At 46.6% G+C, this 17,015-nt stretch carries 14 protein-coding genes; all 14 read left to right on the top strand.

Annotation, left to right across the window (positions count from 1 at the left end; translation table 11 throughout):
* Positions 1–125: 125 nt before the first annotated feature.
* The 14 genes from H6G17_RS08100 (at position 126) to H6G17_RS08035 (ending at position 16,860) form a co-directional block, all read left to right on the top strand.
* Positions 126–1,121 (top strand): KpsF/GutQ family sugar-phosphate isomerase, encoded by a 996-nt coding sequence (locus H6G17_RS08100; RefSeq protein WP_192155960.1) that lies wholly within the window; start codon positions 126–128, stop codon positions 1,119–1,121.
* 96 nt (positions 1,122–1,217) lie between these two features.
* A complete protein-coding gene (kdsB, locus tag H6G17_RS08095; RefSeq protein WP_192155958.1) occupies positions 1,218–1,955 on the top strand; it encodes a 3-deoxy-manno-octulosonate cytidylyltransferase in 738 nt (245 codons plus the stop codon).
* A 172-nt stretch (positions 1,956–2,127) separates the two neighbouring features.
* Positions 2,128–3,528 (top strand): nucleotide sugar dehydrogenase, encoded by a 1,401-nt coding sequence (locus tag H6G17_RS08090; protein ID WP_192155956.1) that lies wholly within the window; start codon positions 2,128–2,130, stop codon positions 3,526–3,528.
* A 95-nt stretch (positions 3,529–3,623) separates the two neighbouring features.
* The gene (gene kdsA, locus H6G17_RS08085; protein WP_015152815.1) at positions 3,624–4,460 is read left to right on the top strand and encodes a 3-deoxy-8-phosphooctulonate synthase; all 837 of its coding nucleotides are present in this window, start codon (positions 3,624–3,626) and stop codon (positions 4,458–4,460) included.
* A gap of 1 nt (position 4,461) precedes the next feature.
* Positions 4,462–5,028: an HAD-IIIA family hydrolase gene (locus tag H6G17_RS08080; RefSeq protein WP_192155950.1), complete on the top strand. Its 567-nt coding sequence runs from the start codon at positions 4,462–4,464 to the stop codon at positions 5,026–5,028.
* A 23-nt stretch (positions 5,029–5,051) separates the two neighbouring features.
* On the top strand, positions 5,052–6,287 hold the full coding sequence (locus tag H6G17_RS08075; RefSeq protein WP_192155948.1) for a polysialyltransferase family glycosyltransferase: 1,236 nt from the start codon (positions 5,052–5,054) through the stop codon (positions 6,285–6,287).
* Positions 6,288–6,406: 119 nt separating this feature from the next.
* A complete protein-coding gene (locus tag H6G17_RS08070) occupies positions 6,407–7,249 on the top strand; it encodes a polysaccharide lyase (RefSeq protein ID WP_192155946.1) in 843 nt (280 codons plus the stop codon).
* A gap of 170 nt (positions 7,250–7,419) precedes the next feature.
* Positions 7,420–8,406, top strand: a complete 987-nt coding sequence (locus H6G17_RS08065; RefSeq protein ID WP_199316588.1) for an alpha/beta hydrolase — start codon at positions 7,420–7,422, stop codon at positions 8,404–8,406.
* 99 nt (positions 8,407–8,505) lie between these two features.
* On the top strand, positions 8,506–8,706 hold the full coding sequence (locus H6G17_RS08060; protein ID WP_192155941.1) for a hypothetical protein: 201 nt from the start codon (positions 8,506–8,508) through the stop codon (positions 8,704–8,706).
* Between the two features lie 569 nt (positions 8,707–9,275).
* Positions 9,276–10,964, top strand: coding sequence for an aromatic amino acid ammonia-lyase (locus H6G17_RS08055; protein ID WP_192155939.1), 1,689 nt, complete (start codon positions 9,276–9,278; stop codon positions 10,962–10,964).
* A gap of 128 nt (positions 10,965–11,092) precedes the next feature.
* The gene (locus H6G17_RS08050) at positions 11,093–12,727 is read left to right on the top strand and encodes a long-chain fatty acid--CoA ligase (protein ID WP_192156126.1); all 1,635 of its coding nucleotides are present in this window, start codon (positions 11,093–11,095) and stop codon (positions 12,725–12,727) included.
* 246 nt (positions 12,728–12,973) lie between these two features.
* Entirely contained in the window at positions 12,974–14,140 is a 1,167-nt protein-coding gene (locus tag H6G17_RS08045) for a thioesterase domain-containing protein (RefSeq protein WP_192155937.1), read from the top strand.
* Positions 14,130–15,824, top strand: a complete 1,695-nt coding sequence (locus tag H6G17_RS08040; RefSeq protein ID WP_192155935.1) for a GMC family oxidoreductase — start codon at positions 14,130–14,132, stop codon at positions 15,822–15,824. The genes H6G17_RS08045 and H6G17_RS08040 overlap by 11 nt, the downstream gene beginning before the upstream one ends.
* A gap of 175 nt (positions 15,825–15,999) precedes the next feature.
* Positions 16,000–16,860, top strand: a complete 861-nt coding sequence (locus tag H6G17_RS08035) for a glycosyltransferase (protein WP_192155934.1) — start codon at positions 16,000–16,002, stop codon at positions 16,858–16,860.
* The last annotated feature ends 155 nt before the right edge of the window (positions 16,861–17,015 follow it).

Here is a 17,015-nt window from a genome sequence, read left to right as displayed (position 1 = left end):
AAGGGAGAGCGCTCTCGAAAATTCTTCGAGTGTCCTCCCACACACCCCACACCCCACACCCTATTTACTACTTTTCACTGGTTCCACTAGCCACCAGCCACTCATCCGATCGAGGTATTGAAAATATGCAATGCATAGAGCCAGAGCCTAAAACTTATGTCTTACAAGTTGTCGAGCTGCTCAAACAAGAAGCAGATGCAATTATCAAAACAGCAAATCAGTTACAGCCAGAGCGTATAGAACGAGCAGTTGAGCTGTTGGCTGATTGTCACGGTAAGGTTGTCTTGGTGGGTGTTGGCAAGTCAGGAATTATCGCCCAGAAAATTGCTGCAACTCTAACCAGTACGGGGACATCAGCGGTTTTTCTGCACCCATCTGATGCCTTGCATGGTGATATTGGAATTGTGGCTGGAGGTGACGTTGCTATGATCTTGAGTAACAGTGGCGAAACCGATGAATTGGTTGCCATGTTGCCCTATCTTAAATGTCGGCAGATCCCAATTATTGCGATCGTCGGCAGACTGCGTTCCACGCTTGCTTACAATGCTGATGTAAGTCTTAATGCCGCAGTCGATCGCGAGGCTTGTCCGTTTAATTTAGTCCCCACAAGTAGTACAACTGTCGCCTTAGCAATTGGAGACGCACTGGCGATCGCCCTGATGCACGTCAAAGGTTTAACCCCAGAAGCGTTTGCATATAACCATCCTGCGGGACGATTGGGCAAACGCTTAACTCTCAGGGTAAGAGATTTAATGCACGCTGGCGCGCACAATCCCGTTGTTGCGCCTGAAGCCGCTTGGATTGAAGTTTTGAGTGCAATTAGTGAAGGTGGTTTGGGTGCTGTCAATGTGGTAGACGATCTAGGTTATTTGGTCGGAATTATTACAGACGGCGATCTGCGACGATTGCTCCAAAAAGTCAAACATCAAGAGTTGGAAACGCTGACAGCAGGAACGATCGCCACAGCAAATCCAATTGCGATCGCCCCCGATATACTTGCCTACCATGCCTTGGAATTAATGGAAAATCGTCCTTCCCAAATTTCGATTTTGCCCGTAGTTGAGGAACAGCGTTGCATTGGTTTAATTCGGGTACACGATATAGTCCGCAGCGGTATTTGAGTGGGAGTGGTAGTTGGTAATTGGTAGTTGGTAGTTGCCTCTCTGCTCCTGAAGTCCCTGGAGCTTCCTTATCCCTGTTCCCTAATACTGATAACTATGAACATATTAGCTGTGATTCCAGCTCGCTATAACTCGCAACGCTTTCCTGGCAAGCCACTCGTCAGAATTGACGATCGCCCAATGGTGCAATGGGTTTATGAAGCGGCTAAACGTTGTCCGGCTTTCAGTCAAGTTGTGGTGGCGACAGATAGCACGGCGATCGCTGACTGCGTGCGTCGGTTTGGTGGGGTGGTAGAAATGACCCGCAGCGACCATCAAACAGGTACGGATCGAGTCGCAGAAGTCGCAGAACGATATCCTGAAATGACGGCGATCGCCAACGTCCAAGGCGATCAACCCTTCGTCACCGCAGATATGCTGACTCAACTCGTCACTCCCTACTTGCAAGGAGAGTCACCCGATATGACGACCCTAGCCTGTCCGCTGCATGAAGAGAGCTACAACGACCCCAACGCCGTAAAAGTCTTGTGCGATCGCCGCGATCGGGCGCTCTATTTCTCCCGTTCCCCCATTCCTTACTTTCGCAACCAAGGTGCGGCTCCAGTATTTCACCACCTCGGACTCTACGCTTTTAGTCGCGATTTTCTTGCCAAATACGCTCAGTTGACTCCGACACCATTAGAACACTGCGAAGGTTTAGAACAGTTGCGCGTACTCGAACACGGCTATGCGATCGTCGTTTGTCAAACTCAAAAAGCCGTGCTAGAAATCAACACCCCGAGCGATCTGCTACAAGCGCAAGCCCTAATTGCTCAAACTGTCGTTAAGCAGTAAATCCAACATATCTCGGTTAGTAACGCAGATCTTGGAGGTCCCCCAACCCCCTTAAAAAGGGGGCTTTTGTTCCCCCCTTTTTAAGGGGGTTAGGGGGGATCTTGCCTTAACCAAAAAGTATTTGGCAATAAATCACGCACTACGCACCACTACTACTAATAGGAAAATAACAATGCGCGTTATCGTTTGGGGTTTAGGTTACGTCGGTACAGTTGTTGCTGCTTGCTTGGCGCAAGCCGGACATGATGTTATAGGTGTAGAACTTAATCCAGAAAAAGTAAAAGTCTTTAATAGCGGGCGCAGTCCGTTAAAAGAACCCGATTTAGATGAGTTAATTCAGCAAGGAATCGCTCAAGGACGGTTGCGGGCTGTCACGGATGGCGAACAATACGTTGCTGAAGCTGATGCTTCGCTGATCTGCGTTGGTACGCCTAGCATGGCTGATGGTAGTCCAATGCTTAACTATATTAAGGGAGTTGCCCAACAGATCGGTAGTGGGTTGAAGCATTCGCAACGCTATCACGTTGTCGTTCTCCGCAGTACGGTTTTTCCTGGCGTAACCCGCGATTTTCTCCTACCATTGCTAGAACAGCATTCGCTGCGTTCTGCTGGCGAGGACTTTGGTTTGGTAGTCAATCCAGAATTTCTGCGCGAGACGGAAGCAGTCACAGATTTTCACGCGCCTCCTTATACCGTAATTGGGGAATTAGACAAAAAATCGGGTGATGCGATCGCCCAACTCTATAGCAATATCCAGGCTCCTTTACATCGCGTGGCATTAGAGGAAGCGGAATTGTTGAAAGTAGTTAACAATACGTTTCACGCACTCAAGATCGGGTTTAGTAATGAAATCGGTCGGATTTGCGATCGCCTGGGAATAGATAGTCACGTCCTGATGCAGCTCGTTTGTGCCGATACTAAGCTCAACATCTCCCCTGCCTATCTCAAGCCTGGATTTGCTTTTGGTGGCTCTTGTTTACCAAAAGACTTGCGCTCTTTGATATTCAACGCTCGGCAGTTGGGGGTTGAAATCCCGATTCTAGACTCAGTACTACCCAGCAACACGTTGCAAATTGAAGCAGCTCGGATCAAAATTCACGAAACTGGTGCTAAGCACGTCGGTATCTTGGGTTTGAGTTTTAAAGCAGGTACGGACGATCTGCGCGAAAGTCCCGTCATTAGCCTCATCCGTCAGTTGTGGCAGGATGGCTTAGAAATCTCGGTCTACGATCCAGACGTAAATCTAGAGGTGCTATTAGGTAGTAACTTAGAATACCTGCAACGCCAGCTACCGCAAATCGATCGCATTTTGCGCACAGATATCGATAGCGTGTTGAATGAATGCCAAACTCTAGCGATTACTCAAAAACGACCGGAATTCAGCAACATACAAGGACTCAAGAGTAACGTTGCCGTTCTCGACTTGGTGCGGTTGAGCAGCGAGTCTGCCGTTACAGGCTTGGCTAACTATGAAGGGATTTCTTGGCAGAAGAAACAGCCTGCGAAGAAAATCTTGCCATTTGCGGGCAGCGATCGCGCTAGCAACAAAGACGTTGCGCCCGTTGCTAGGTAGTAGGTTTTTGAAACAATCGTAGGGGCGCACAGCTGTGCGCCCCTACTCAAATGTGCGCCCCTACAGATCGTGTATCTCATCAATCAGTAACCACAATGATTCAAACCCAAATTTCCAAAACTCTCTCCATTGGCGATGGCTGTCCTCTCACCTTAATTGGTGGTCCCTGCGTGATTGAATCGGGAGACTTTACGCTGAAAATGGCAGAGGAAATTGCTAAAGTGTGCGATCGCTTGGGTGTTTCTTTTATCTTCAAGTCTTCCTTTGATAAAGCCAATCGCACCTCAATTAATTCTTTTCGCGGACAACCGATAGAATCTGGACTCAAAATTCTCCAACGGGTAAAAGAGGAAGTCGGAGTCCCAGTCCTCACCGATATTCACGAAAGCCACCAAGCAGCGACTGTTGCAGAAGTGGTTGATGTTCTACAAATTCCTGCTTTCTTGTGTCGGCAAACCGATTTGCTTTTGGCAGCAGCAGCAACAGGTAAAGTTGTCAATGTCAAAAAGGGTCAGTTTCTCGCACCTTGGGATATGAGGCAAGTCGTGCGCAAGTTAGAAGCAGCTGGAACTAAGCGGATTCTTTTAACCGAGCGCGGTACGAGTTTCGGCTACAACACTTTGGTAGTAGATTTTCGGTCTTTACCACAAATGCGATCGCTGGGGTATCCCGTAGTCTTTGATGCTACCCACAGCGTCCAAATGCCGGGGGGTCAAGGTGATAAATCTGGCGGACAGCGCCAATTCGTACCTTACTTGGCAAGAGCCGCCGCTGCCATTGGAATTGATGCCTTATTTATGGAAATTCACGAAGATCCAGACAATGCACCAAGTGATGGTCCAAATATGATTCCTCTGGCTCAATTGGAAACCGTGTTGAGGCAAATTATCAACGTCCGTAACTGTTTAGAAGTAACTCCAGCCCTTGTTTAACATGACAACCATTTTTGAATTTGAACCCGAATTGCGATCGCATAGCAGCTTTCAAGGAGATTCGCACAATATTTCTGAAAGAAATGCGCGCTTGTCGCAAGTCAAATTGTTAGTTCTTGATGTTGATGGTGTCCTCACAGATGGGGGTCTTTACTACTCCGAAAGCGGTGAGGTTCAGCAGCGATTTAACATCAAGGATGGTCAAGGATTAAAGCGATTAATGTACTCTGGCGTAGAAGTTGCCATTATTACAGCTAAGTCTTTTTCATCCACCCTTCATCGCGCCAAAGATTTAGGAATTAATCACGCTTATCTAGGGATTAAAGATAAATTACCGACTCTAATTCATCTGTGTCAAAACTTAGACATATCTTTGTCTCAAGTGGCATATGTTGGTGATGACATTAACGATCTAGAAGTCATGCACGTTGTTGGCTGTCCTTTAACGGTAGCTGATGCCATGCGTGCCAATCAAGACTGCGCTCTTTACATCACTAAATTACCAGGAGGACAAGGTGCAGTTCGCGAGATCTGCGATCTCATTGTTGCCCTCCAAACGGTGAAATAAATTCACTCGCATAGAAATAAAGTATGTCAACATCAAAAATAATTAAGCGGCTTGTCGTTTGCTTTGGCAGCATTCAACTCGTCACGGTTTTGTCAGTCATGAATTATCGAGAAAAGGCACGACAAGACCAAAATTTGCAGTACGAAAACTACTTGCTAATTACTCCTCTATTTGCTCCCCAAGGACAAAGTGAGGAATTTGCTGCTTTGATTGAAAAAATGGCTCGGTCGATTTGCACTTGGAAAAAAGTTGCTTATATGCCCTTGGAGCAAAAACAAGCAATTTCCCAAAAAGTGAAGCAGTCTGGTTTATCTAAAGTGACTGACTTGGTTCATGCATTAATAGGGAGTCAGCATTTTGATGAAATATTTCTAGCGCACGAATACGACTTTGAAGACCAGTTGGTGATGAATCTCTATCAAGATGCCGAAAAGATTTGCTACGGTAACGGCATTGGAGTTTACACGGCACAATCGGCTTTCCCTAAAGCTAATTTATTGAGAGATTCGCGTAATTATCTAGACTTTATCTATAAGTTGTCAAAGGATAAACTCAGAGAATTTCTCCCTCGCAAGCGATCGCTGAGCGAACAAAAGCTAGACATTGGTTATTTCTCGCTTCCATTTGCTTTTGGACAAGAACCGGCAATTCCAACGATTATTCTTGACAGGGATGTTTACCGAGAAACTTTTCAAAAGTTAAGCGCCAAACTATCTGAGTTTATCGATATTAGCTATATCGAAAACCTATGCGATCGCATTCAAACTGCTCCTACGTCAATTTTACTCACGAGTAATTTTTCTGAGTCGGGCAGAATATCCACAGAGAATGAAATCGCTGCCTATCGAGAGTTTTTGGTAACTAAAGGAATTCGCCCTGATGAAGTTCTCTTAATTAAACCACACCCTAGAAATTCTAGAGAGAAGTTACTGCAATTAAAGTCTAATCTTAGCGATCTTTATGCAGATGTAATTCTGCTAGCTGAAGACTTTTTGTTTTATCTTCCATTTGAATTAATCTTCATGGAGGTTTTCTTAAACACAGACTTATCAAATCTGCGAAGTCTTAGAGTTTTTACGTTTAGCTCTGCTTGTTTAACGCTGGAATTTGTTTTAGATACCCGTTGTACTCTGGGCTTTGGTAGCGACATAGTACAACAATTCTTTTATCCCGACCATGTAGAAAGTAGAAGCCAACACGAAGCCGATCTCCTATCTACAATTCAGGAAATTAGAAACTTAAATTCCGTTCTCGTCTAATCGCATTTGAACCTACGATTACAAATCAGGGGAGGAATTATGTTAAATCACCTCAGCATTTCTACTAATCCATTGAAAAAGTGGAGTCATTCCACTTGCAATCATTTAGAGGTTAGAGAATGTCTCAAAATAAGTATAAACCATATCGAAAGTGGCTAGATTTTATAACTTTAAGTTCAGCCACTACGTTACTTTTAGTCTTCATGTCAGTTTGGTTAATTCCTTTCAGTAGCAAAGTCAACAGCGATACTCTAGTTTTTCTGAGTGATTTTGAATCGGGATTTTCTGAGTGGGGAGCAGAATTTCGCTACGAATACTCAGCTCAGCTTGTGAACTCTCCCGTACGCGCCGGAAAACAAGCTGTTAAGTTTCTTTTGAAAAAAGAAGACACTCGTATTGATGGTGTGAAGCGTGCGGAATTGAGGCTGGGAGAAGTTCCGCCAGATTCAGAAATATGGTACGGTTTTAGTGTTTTCTTACCTGCTAACTATCATCAAGACCCATCTAGTGAAATTATCGCTCAATGGCACGATCTACCAGATAAAAACTTAGGTGAAACTTGGAAATCTCCAGCTCTTTCTCTCAGTACAAAAGATGGTAAATTCATTTTAAACAGAAAATGGGACTCAAAACGAGTTACAGTAGTTCCAGAAGGTAAAGAGGTAGTAGATTTAGGTCTTTACCAAACCGGAAGGTGGACAGACTTCGTATTTCATGTTAAGTGGTCTAGTGGTTCAAATGGTCTATTGAAGGTTTGGCAAGATGGCAAATTAGTTGTGAGAAGAAATGGTTTAAATAATTATAATGATGCGAGGGGACCATATCTCAAGATTGGAATATATAAGGGTGATTGGAAAAACCACCCAGAAAAATCAACCGTTAGCGAAAGAGAACTTTATTTTGATGAAGTTAGGGTTGGAGATGCCAACGCTAGATACACAGATATTGCTCCGCGCGATTGAGTAAAAGATTACTCAGTAGCGCATAAAGACTATTATTGAGATGGCTCACTTTCACGGGCTGCATCTACCAATTCGATGAATTAATATTATTCAAACTAATATTGTTTGACTTGGCAAAGTTGAAAATATATAGTCAGTAAAATTTAAGCGTTGAAATTGAAGTATTAGATATGGGTGATGCCCAACCGGAAACACAGTTAATAAGCGTAAGGTGGACATTACCTACCCTACTACTGATGAATTATCTAAAAGCTAACTTAATAAGCAATTTCCGACTCCCGACTCTGGTACGGGCGCATAGCTATGCGCCCATACGACTCCACAAACTCAAGAAAACTAAAATTCCTCATGATTTAATTCATCGGCGGGACATCGTGTTTACTCGGGGTAGACAACGCGCCCTGAAAATGGACATTCTCCACTCTAAAATCTTACCTGAAATGCCCATGCCTGGTCTGGTATGGATACATGGTGGAGCGTGGATGGAAGGAAATAAAGAGCAAGGAATCGAACTGTTACTTCCCTTTGCCCGCCAAGGATATTTGTGCGCTAGCATTGAGTATCGCTTGAGTCATGAAGCTATCTTCCCAGCCCAAATTGAAGATTGTAAATGTGCTGTGCGTTTTTTGCGCGCTCATGCGAAAGAATTGCATCTAAATCGCGATCGCATTGGGGTTTGGGGTCAGTCGGCTGGCGGTCATTTAGCGGCGCTTTTGGGGACAACTGGCAGCGTTGAAGAATTGGAAGGCGAGGGGGGCTGGGAGAATTTTTCTAGCTGCGTCCAAGCTGTGTGCGACTGGTTTGCTCCTACGGATTTCACCCGCATAAATGATTTTCCTCGGCAGATCTCTCATAGCGCGGTTGATGCTCCCGAAGCATTGCTGATCGGCGGAATTGTGGAGGAAAATCAGGAAAAAGCAATGCAGGCAAACCCGATCGCTTATGTCAATGAAGATGCTCCCCCTTTCGCGATTTTCCATGCAGATGATGACTTTATAGTGCCGCTCAATCAAAGTCAATTATTGTTTGAGGCGCTACAGCAGGCGGGGGTGGAGGTGTCGTTAGAAATTGTGAAAGGCGGCGGACACGGGAAAAATTTTGATTCTCCTTTGCTACTAGCGCAATTAGAAAACTTTTTTCATCGACATCTTTATTAAGTCTTTACTAAGTTCGATCGTAAAAAACAATACAGTATCTATGGTGACGATCTGTTTGCGTATATTCAGTTGCATAATTTTTGCTGAAAGGGCGTAATAATGTTATTGATTTTACTGCTAGTGGGGTTTTTACTGATAATTACGATCTTTGCGATCGCTCTAGTGTGGGACTACACTCACGGTATATTTTCCTTAAACAATACTACGGGTGCTACCGCGATCGATTCATCCCCGAACGATCCCGAAAAATACCCAGAAAAATACGTATTGTCACAACCAATCGAGCATCCAACCGCATGAACGATCTTCCCAGTGAGTCTGTTTCAGGAATAATTGTTTGACAATCGCAGTACTTTTCGTTATAAGTAAAATATACAATTTACTAGTTTACTTATCCCAGTGCATGGCATTGTGGGTTGTTAGAAACGACACCGAGAGTGCAGTTTAACAGTCCTAGTGAGTTAGAAGTATTGTTACTTTTCGGAAATGAGCTGCTCGGTCAGATAGTCAGATAATAGTTCCATCCTCAACACGACTCGAACAATTTTCAATATGAGCTGTATGAAGGCGCGATGTTTCGCGCCTTTTTTGCATTTCTAAATTTCGCACAGGTGAAGATCTCCCCAACCCCCCGAAGATCGGGGAGCTACGATTTCCCTCTTGTTAGGGGGGCTACGATTTCCTCCTTGTGAGGGAGGCTACAATTCCCCCCTTTTTAAGGGGGGCTAGGGGGGATCGTCCTATCGGAAGCGTATTGGTTTAAACGGAGACAGCGCGATTGGTTAAATCAGCCAAACGCACTTGAATTTAATTGCGAATTATAGCTTGCGACTGACGACTTGATTTTGTCCTCTACAGAGAACTTCTACATGAACGTAGCTGATTTACAAACAAACAAGACACTTCTGGTTAACGATCCAAACAAGACTGTTGTTGTCGGTGACAATAGCCTGACCATAGATGATGTCGTGAGCGTGGCACGGCATAGCGCAAAGGTGCGCTTGAGCGATCGCGAAGATGTTTTGCAAGGCATTCAGGCATCGTGCGACTACATTGCTGATGCAGTGGCATCGGGAGCGCCAATTTACGGCGTGACATCTGGTTTTGGTGGAATGGCGAATGTCGTAATCTCGCCGGAATCTGCTCAACTGTTGCAAAATAATTTGATTTGGTATCACAAGGCAGGCGCGGGACAAAAGTTGTCGAAACCAGATGTGCGGGCGGCGATGCTCTTGCGGGCTAATTCCCATATGTACGGTGCGTCAGCGATTCGGCTCGAACTGATCCGGCGCGTGGAAGCTTTTCTGAATGCCGATGTCACGCCACACGTCCATGAATTTGGTTCGATTGGGGCAAGTGGCGACCTCACGCCTTTGGCATACATCACTGGTGCAATTACTGGACTCGATACCTGTTATAAAGTTGACTTCAACGGGGAAGAAGTCGATGCTCCCACGGCTCTAAATCGACTGGGACTACAACCATTGCCACTCCTACCTAAAGAAGGGCTGGCAATGATGAACGGGACTTCGGTAATGACGGGAATCGCAGCAAATTGCGTTTACGACGCAAGAGTTCTCCTCGCACTGTCAATGGGGGCGCACGCACTTGCGATTCAAGGCTTACATGGCACGAATCAATCATTCCACCCATTTATCCACGAGCGCAAACCGCACCCTGGGCAAAAGTGGGCAGCTAGTCAAATGCTCGATCTTTTGGTGGGTTCGCTGTTAATCCGCGATGAGTTGAATGGTACGCATGACTATCGCGGTGGAGATCCGATCCAAGACCGTTATTCCCTGCGTTGCTTGCCCCAGTACATGGGTCCCATTGTCGATGGTTTGGCGGAGATTACGACTCAAATCGAGCAAGAAATGAACTCGGTGACTGACAATCCCCTAATCGATGCCGAGCAACAAGCTAGCTACCACGGTGGCAACTTCCTCGGACAGTACGTAGGCATGGGAATGGATCGCCTGCGCTACCACATGGGGATGTTAGCCAAGCATCTCGATGTCCAAATTGCGCTTTTGGTCGCTCCAGAATTTAACCACGGACTGTCACCGTCTTTAGTTGGCAACAGAGAGCGCAGCGTCAATATGGGATTGAAGGCACTGCAAATCACGGGTAACTCGATCATGCCCATACTGTCGTTCTATGGCAATTCGATCGCCGATCGCTACCCCACCCACGCCGAACAATTCAACCAAAATATCAACAGCCAAGGATTTGCTTCCGCCAATTTAGCACGGCGATCGATTGAGATCTTCCAACAATATATGGCAGTGGCACTGATGTTTGGAGTCCAAGCTGTTGACTTGCGGACAAAATTAATCGCAGAACATTACGACGCAAGCGAGTGCGTTTCACCTACAACTAGAGAGTTGTACCTAGCCGTGCGCGAGGTCGTTGGCGTTCCACCTTCAGCAGATCGTCCCTACATCCGCAACGATAACGAGCAACCGCTAGACGATCATATTGCTCGCATTGCCGCTGATATTGCATCTGGCGGTCGGATTGTGGCAGCAATGCAAAGTGTTTTGTCTAGTTTGAAGTAAGACCAATTTTCTGTTTGACTACGACAGAAGAGATCCCCCCTAGCCCCCCTTTTTAAGGGGGGGAATGAATGCTCCTTTTTAAGGGGGTTGGGGATCTCATGCAACAGCCCTATAAGTATGCCAATGCCATGAACATCACACAGCATATAGAACGCGGTTGTCATTTATTTCCCAATAAACCTGCACTGATTTTTGAAGGCACGACTTTTACTTATGCTGAATTAGATCGGCTAGCTAATCGCGTTGCCAACGGGTTGCGGGATTTAGGCGTTCACCGCAGCGATCGCATTGCCTTGTTTTTGCCCAACATTCCCGAATTTATCATCTCCTATTTGGGCATTTTGAAACTGGGCGCGATCGCCGTTTCGCTCAATGCCATGCTCAAAAGCAGTGAAGTCAAGTTTATCCTCGACGACTGCGGTGCTAAGGCTGTGGTGACGACAGCAGATCTGGTGAAAAATATTCCCCAACAAGACTTACCGCAGCTCAAACACGTTCTGATTGCTGAAGGTACAGCCACTGAGGGAACTAGCCTCGCCGAACTGATGGCGAATGCTTCACCCAGCGCCCGTGGGGTAGAAATGGATCGCTACGCTCCGGCGGCGATCGTCTATACTTCGGGAACGACAGGGTTTCCTAAAGGGGCTACCCTGTCTCATGGCAATTTAATTTCCAACAGCTACTCGCAGCAACATTGTTGTGGAATGCAGGCTGAGGAGCGGATCTTACTTTATCTGCCCCTATTCCATTGTTTCGGGCAAAATGCCGTCCTGAATGCCGGACTTAATGCCTGTGCCACGCTGGTATTACACCGTAATTTCGACTTGACGCAAATCCTGAAATCTGTCACTGACGAACAAATTACTATGTTTTTCGGCGTGCCGACAGTTTTCCTGGTGCTGCTGAATATGGATCTGCCTAAAGACCAACTCAAGTCCGTGCGGTTTTACTTTTCCGCCGCCGCACCCCTGCCAACGGAAGTTGCTCAGAAGTGGTACGACAAGTACGGGTTGGTCATTCATCAAGGCTACGGTTTAACCGAAACATCTCCCTGCGCCAGCTACAACCACGACTATATCTACAAACCTGGGTCAGTTGGGACGGCGATCGAAAATGTGGAAATGAAAGTCGTCAACAATGGCAAAGAAGTCGAGCCAGGGGAGGTAGGCGAGATCGCAATTCGGGGACCAAACGTCATGCTCGGTTATTGGAATCGTCCATTTGAAACCGCCGAAACGATCAAAAATGGTTGGTTTTACACTGGCGATATCGGACACATGGATGAAGACGGCTTCTTTTACATCGTCGATCGCTCTAAGGACATGATCAACGTAGCTGGATTTAAGGTGTATCCCACTGAAGTCGAAAACGTGATCTACGAACATCCAGCAGTTGCCGAAGTTGCTGTCTATGGCGTTCCCGATTTAGAAAAAAGCGAAATTGTCAAAGCCAACATCATTCTGAAACCAGATAGCAACGTCACCGAAAAACAGATGATTGCTTTCTGCGCCGAGAGAATGGCAGCTTACAAAATGCCAAAAGCGATTAAATTTGTCGATTCCATTCCCAAAAACCCCACAGGCAAAGTGTTGAAGCGAGTTTTGCGCGATGAAGCAGCCAACGAAGCCGCGCTGAAAAAAGGCAATACTGTCCCGGCGATCGCTAAACCAATTCCTTTAGTCGCTACAACATCAGTGCCTAGTAACGATACAAGCGGTGGCGTACTCAAATCGTTGGGTAATATTTTCAAACGTCGAAATTAAGCGTCTACGCCGCAGAAGATCCCCCCAACCCCCCTTAAAAAGGGGGGCTTTGTTCTTGTCTGATTAAGTGGGGCATTCCTTCTAAGTCAGGGGGCTTTGTTCTTGTCTGATTAAGTGGGGCATTCCTTCTAAGTCAGGGGGGCTTTGTTCCCCCCTTTTTAAGGGGGGCTAGAGGGGATCTCTTTTGCCGCAGTCGCGTTCCATCGACGTGAAGCTAAGCAGTTTCCACAATTCTCATCTTTTCTTATGAGCCATTCTGCCCAAACAGTTCGATTAGACCAATCCAATTTAGAAGCAGACTATGTAGCACCCCAGAATTCTACCCAAACTCAACTGGTCGAGATCTGGGAACAGCTTTTAGAAATTACGCCCATCAGCATCAGAGACAATTTTTTTGAGATTGGGGGAGATTCGCTACTCGCCGTCCGTTTATTCGCTCAAATCGAGCAAACATTTGGCAAAAGTCTTTCCCTCTCTACGTTGCTCCAGTCTCCCACGGTGGAACAACTAGCAAGCGTTCTAGGTGAAACAACATCACCATCTTGGTCTTCGCTCGTGCCAATTCAACCAAATGGCTCGAAACCACCCTTCTTTTGCGTTCATGGTAATGGCGCAAACGTGCTTGTGTTTAACGAATTAGCTAACCATTTGGGAACGGATCGACCTTTTTATGGATTGCAAGCACGCGGAGTCGATGGCAAAGAAGCAGCCCTAGATCGAATTGAAGAGATGGCGGCTTTCTACATTCAAGAAATGCGTACCGTCCAGCCAGAAGGACCTTACTTTGTAGGCGGCTTTTCTTCTGGAGGCTTGGTGGCGTATGAGATCGCCCAGCAGTTGCACGCAGAAGGCGAGCAAGTCGCTTTTTTAGGCTTGTTTGATACCTTTGTACCTGGTAGTTTCCCACCAGTATCAGTTCCAGAAAGACTGGCGCGTCACTGGCGCAACCTTTTCCGACTGGGAGCCAAATATCCTTTAAAAATGCTCAGAAGTGCATGGCTGAGAGTATACAACAAAAATGTTTGTCGGCTATATCAATTATTCAGAATTCAGTGGCTGGACTGGCCCTACGAACGGAAAAGAAGATATATAGGAATTTGTATCAGGCGTGCAGTAAAAGCTTACGTACCGCAAGTTTACCCAGGTCAGGTAACTTTGTTTCGCGCTAGCGAACCCCCGATGGGTTGGTACTACATGGGACGAGATTTTCCCACACCCGATGATTGGTACGACCGAGATCCGCAATACGGCTGGGGGAATCTCGTCGGAGAATTGGAAAGCCACGACGTTTCCGGTCATCACGGCTCTATGCTCAAAGAACCTCATGTCGCAGGCTTGACCGAGAAATTAAGAGCTAGCTTAGATGCCGCATTAGATATAGCAGAATTGACTAGGAGTAATCATGTTAGTTGATGCTTTGAAATTACCAGCAGAAAGTCTGGTAGAAACAGACATTTGTATTATTGGTGCTGGTGCGGCAGGAATTACGCTCGCACGAGAGTTGCGCGATCGCCCCGAACAAGTTTGTTTGCTTGAAAGTGGCGGATTTGACTATGAGGAACAGATTCAATCGCTGTATGCGGGCGAGAATACAGGTCTAGCTTATTTTCCCTTGAAAGAAGCGCGGGGGCGCTATTTCGGCGGTTCGACGAATTTGTGGGGCGGTTGGAGTCGTCCGATGGATGAAATTGATTTTGAGCATCGTCCCTGGATGCCCTATAGCGGTTGGTGTTTTCCGAAAGCGGAGCTAGACCCCTACTACGAACGGGCGCAAACTGCTTGTCATTTGGGTCCGTTTGAATACGATTTAGACTATTGGCAAGAGGGATTGGCGCAACAGCAACGGCGACAAGTGCCATTTTCGACAGACGAGCTGGCTACTTATCTGTGGCAAATTATTCCATCAACCCACTTACGCTTTGGCGAAGCGTATCGCGCCCAAATCGAGCAGGCAAGTAATATCACCACCTATCTCCATGCCAACGTGCTGGAGATTGAAACCAACGAAGGCGCTCAAGCCGTGACGCGGCTGCGGGTGGCAAGCTCTGATGGCAAACAGTTCTCGGTAGCAGCAAAAGTCTTCGTGCTAGCAGCGGGTGGAATTGAAAATCCCCGCTTGCTCCTAGCTTCCAACCGGGTGCAAGGTGGTGGAGTCGGCAACCAGTACGATTTGGTGGGCAGATTCTTCATGGAGCATCCCTATCTCATTTCTGGAAAACTACAGCCTTCCCGTCAAATCCCCCTATACACGGGCAGAAATTGTCAGATTGACGAGACATCTGTGGCGACGGCTCTAGGACTATCGAAAGAAGTGCAAGAGCGCGAGCAAATGCTCAACTTTGCCGCGAGACTGATACCTTATGAGGAAGAATGGGTACGAGCGGTGACGCGATTGAAGCAGTTAGGTAAACCGCGCGCAGTCGGACATCAAGCTTTTCCCAAGCTTCAGGAACATAAGGAACACAGGCGGAAGTATTTCCCCAGCATTAAGGAAGGTAACAAGCACAGCAATGACACGACTTTAATCCAAGATCTGACGACGGCGATCGCCAATGTCGATCGGATTGCGGCTAAAGCCTATCAGAAGTTGCTGAAAAAAGGCTCCTCGAAACAGCCGCAATTGTGCGAAACTCACTTAATTGGGGAACAAGCACCGAATCCCGATAGCCGAATTACCCTCAGCCGCGATCGCGATAAATTAGGGATGAATCGCGTCCAGTTAGACTGGCGTTTGAGTCCGATTGACAAGTATACGATTAAGCGATCGCAGCAATTAATTGCGGCAGAATTCGAGCGGTCTGGACTTGGCAAAATGCAAATTGAAATGGGGGACGATGACGCTTCCTGGCGATCGCTGCGCGGTTCATACCACCACATCGGCACAACTCGCATGAGTCACAATCCCAGGGAAGGTGTGGTTGACGAGCATTGTCAAGTGCATGGAATTCACAATTTATATATCGCTGGTAGTTCCGTTTTCCCCACCAGCGGACTCTCCAATCCTACACTCACGATTGTGGCTCTAGCCATTCGGCTAGCAGATCGAATTCAAGAGCAGATGAGTCGTGCTGAAGCCACAGCAGGAGCGATCGGCTAACTTGCTCGACCCGCTGTTGTGTCCTGGCGACTTATTCCATAGGATGAGATCCGCGAGTAGGGGCGCACAGCTGTGCGCCCCTACGATTTATGGCGATCTAATGAGAATCGCTATTTAAAGTCGCCTAGCACAAGATTAAACGTCAAACGCAAACTGGGTGCATCTAAAAAGAGTTATGAAACTAAGTGTAATCATTCCTTGTCACAACGAAGCTGGCACTATTTCCGGTCAACTTGAAGCACTGACAACCCAACAGTGGTATCAACCTTGGGAAATTATTATTTCCGATAACGGTTCGACAGATGAAACAGTTGCGATCGCCGAGCAATATCAGGAAAGATTACCTAACTTACAGATTGTAGACTCATCCGCTCGGCAAGGTGCGGCACATGCTAGAAATGTTGGTGCGTCTGTGGCTGCGGGTGAGGCATTGGCGTTTTGCGATGCCGATGATGAGGTAGCTGCTGGATGGGTAGCGGCTATAGGCGAAGCACTCTCCCAGCATGATTTTGTAGCTGGCAAACGCGAGTACAATAAGCTCAACGAACCTTGGATGCTCACGTATCGCCCTCTGACTCAGGTAGATAAATTGCTAACTAGCCATCCCCCTTTTCTACCCCATGCTTCTAGTAGTAACCTTGGCATCAAGCGCTCGATCCATGAAGCTGTTAGTGGATTTGATGAAACTATGCTCAAAGTTCAAGACACTGACTACTGCTGGAGGGTACAGCTTGCTGGGACAAAGCTCCATTTTGTCCCAGAGGCAGTCGTTCACTACCGCTTGCGCGATCGCATCAGGGCTATCTACCGTCAGGCGCGCCTTGCAGGAGAGTACAATGTTCTCCTGTACAAAAAATACAAAGCGCTAGGTATGCCTAAGCTTTCTTGGAAAGTAGGCTTAAAGGCTTGGTGGCGTATATTAAAGCAATGCCCGCAGATTTTTTCTCAGCAAAACCGTGTTAGATGGATAGCGCACTTCGGTCGGCGCTGGGGACGATTGCAAGGTTGTATCAAATATCAAGTTCTAGCGCTCTAGTTTCTGACCGATCGAATCTTCGCTCTCATAACCCCTTTGCAAAAGGGGTTCATTTCTCTTGTCTAATGTTTTTAAATGCTTTTACGCCTGCAATAAAAATAATCCAAATTATCAAACATGTGAAGTCATTTATACTTCCATCAGGGGAGTAGTCT

Source organism: Chroococcidiopsis sp. [FACHB-1243] (assembly GCF_014696895.1).
Taxonomy (GTDB): Bacteria; Cyanobacteriota; Cyanobacteriia; order Cyanobacteriales; family Chroococcidiopsidaceae; genus Chroococcidiopsis.
Note: the sequence above shows the minus strand (reverse complement) of the source record. Positions and strands in the feature narration are given on the sequence as shown.

Bases quoted from the DNA above. Each gene is read 5' to 3' on its own strand.
- H6G17_RS08090 (WP_192155956.1), top strand. From the start codon at position 2,128: ATGCGCGTTATCGTTTGGGGTTTAGGTTACGTCGGTACAGTTGTTGCT.
- H6G17_RS08075 (WP_192155948.1), top strand. From the start codon at position 5,052: ATGTCAACATCAAAAATAATTAAGCGGCTTGTCGTTTGCTTTGGCAGC.
- H6G17_RS08035 (WP_192155934.1), top strand. From the start codon at position 16,000: ATGAAACTAAGTGTAATCATTCCTTGTCACAACGAAGCTGGCACTATT.
- H6G17_RS08070 (WP_192155946.1), top strand. From the start codon at position 6,407: ATGTCTCAAAATAAGTATAAACCATATCGAAAGTGGCTAGATTTTATA.
- H6G17_RS08045 (WP_192155937.1), top strand. From the start codon at position 12,974: ATGAGCCATTCTGCCCAAACAGTTCGATTAGACCAATCCAATTTAGAA.
- H6G17_RS08050 (WP_192156126.1), top strand. From the start codon at position 11,093: ATGAACATCACACAGCATATAGAACGCGGTTGTCATTTATTTCCCAAT.
- kdsB (WP_192155958.1), top strand. From the start codon at position 1,218: ATGAACATATTAGCTGTGATTCCAGCTCGCTATAACTCGCAACGCTTT.
- H6G17_RS08040 (WP_192155935.1), top strand. From the start codon at position 14,130: ATGTTAGTTGATGCTTTGAAATTACCAGCAGAAAGTCTGGTAGAAACA.
- H6G17_RS08060 (WP_192155941.1), top strand. From the start codon at position 8,506: ATGTTATTGATTTTACTGCTAGTGGGGTTTTTACTGATAATTACGATC.
- H6G17_RS08100 (WP_192155960.1), top strand. From the start codon at position 126: ATGCAATGCATAGAGCCAGAGCCTAAAACTTATGTCTTACAAGTTGTC.
- H6G17_RS08065 (WP_199316588.1), top strand. From the start codon at position 7,420: ATGGGTGATGCCCAACCGGAAACACAGTTAATAAGCGTAAGGTGGACA.
- H6G17_RS08080 (WP_192155950.1), top strand. From the start codon at position 4,462: ATGACAACCATTTTTGAATTTGAACCCGAATTGCGATCGCATAGCAGC.
- H6G17_RS08055 (WP_192155939.1), top strand. From the start codon at position 9,276: ATGAACGTAGCTGATTTACAAACAAACAAGACACTTCTGGTTAACGAT.
- kdsA (WP_015152815.1), top strand. From the start codon at position 3,624: ATGATTCAAACCCAAATTTCCAAAACTCTCTCCATTGGCGATGGCTGT.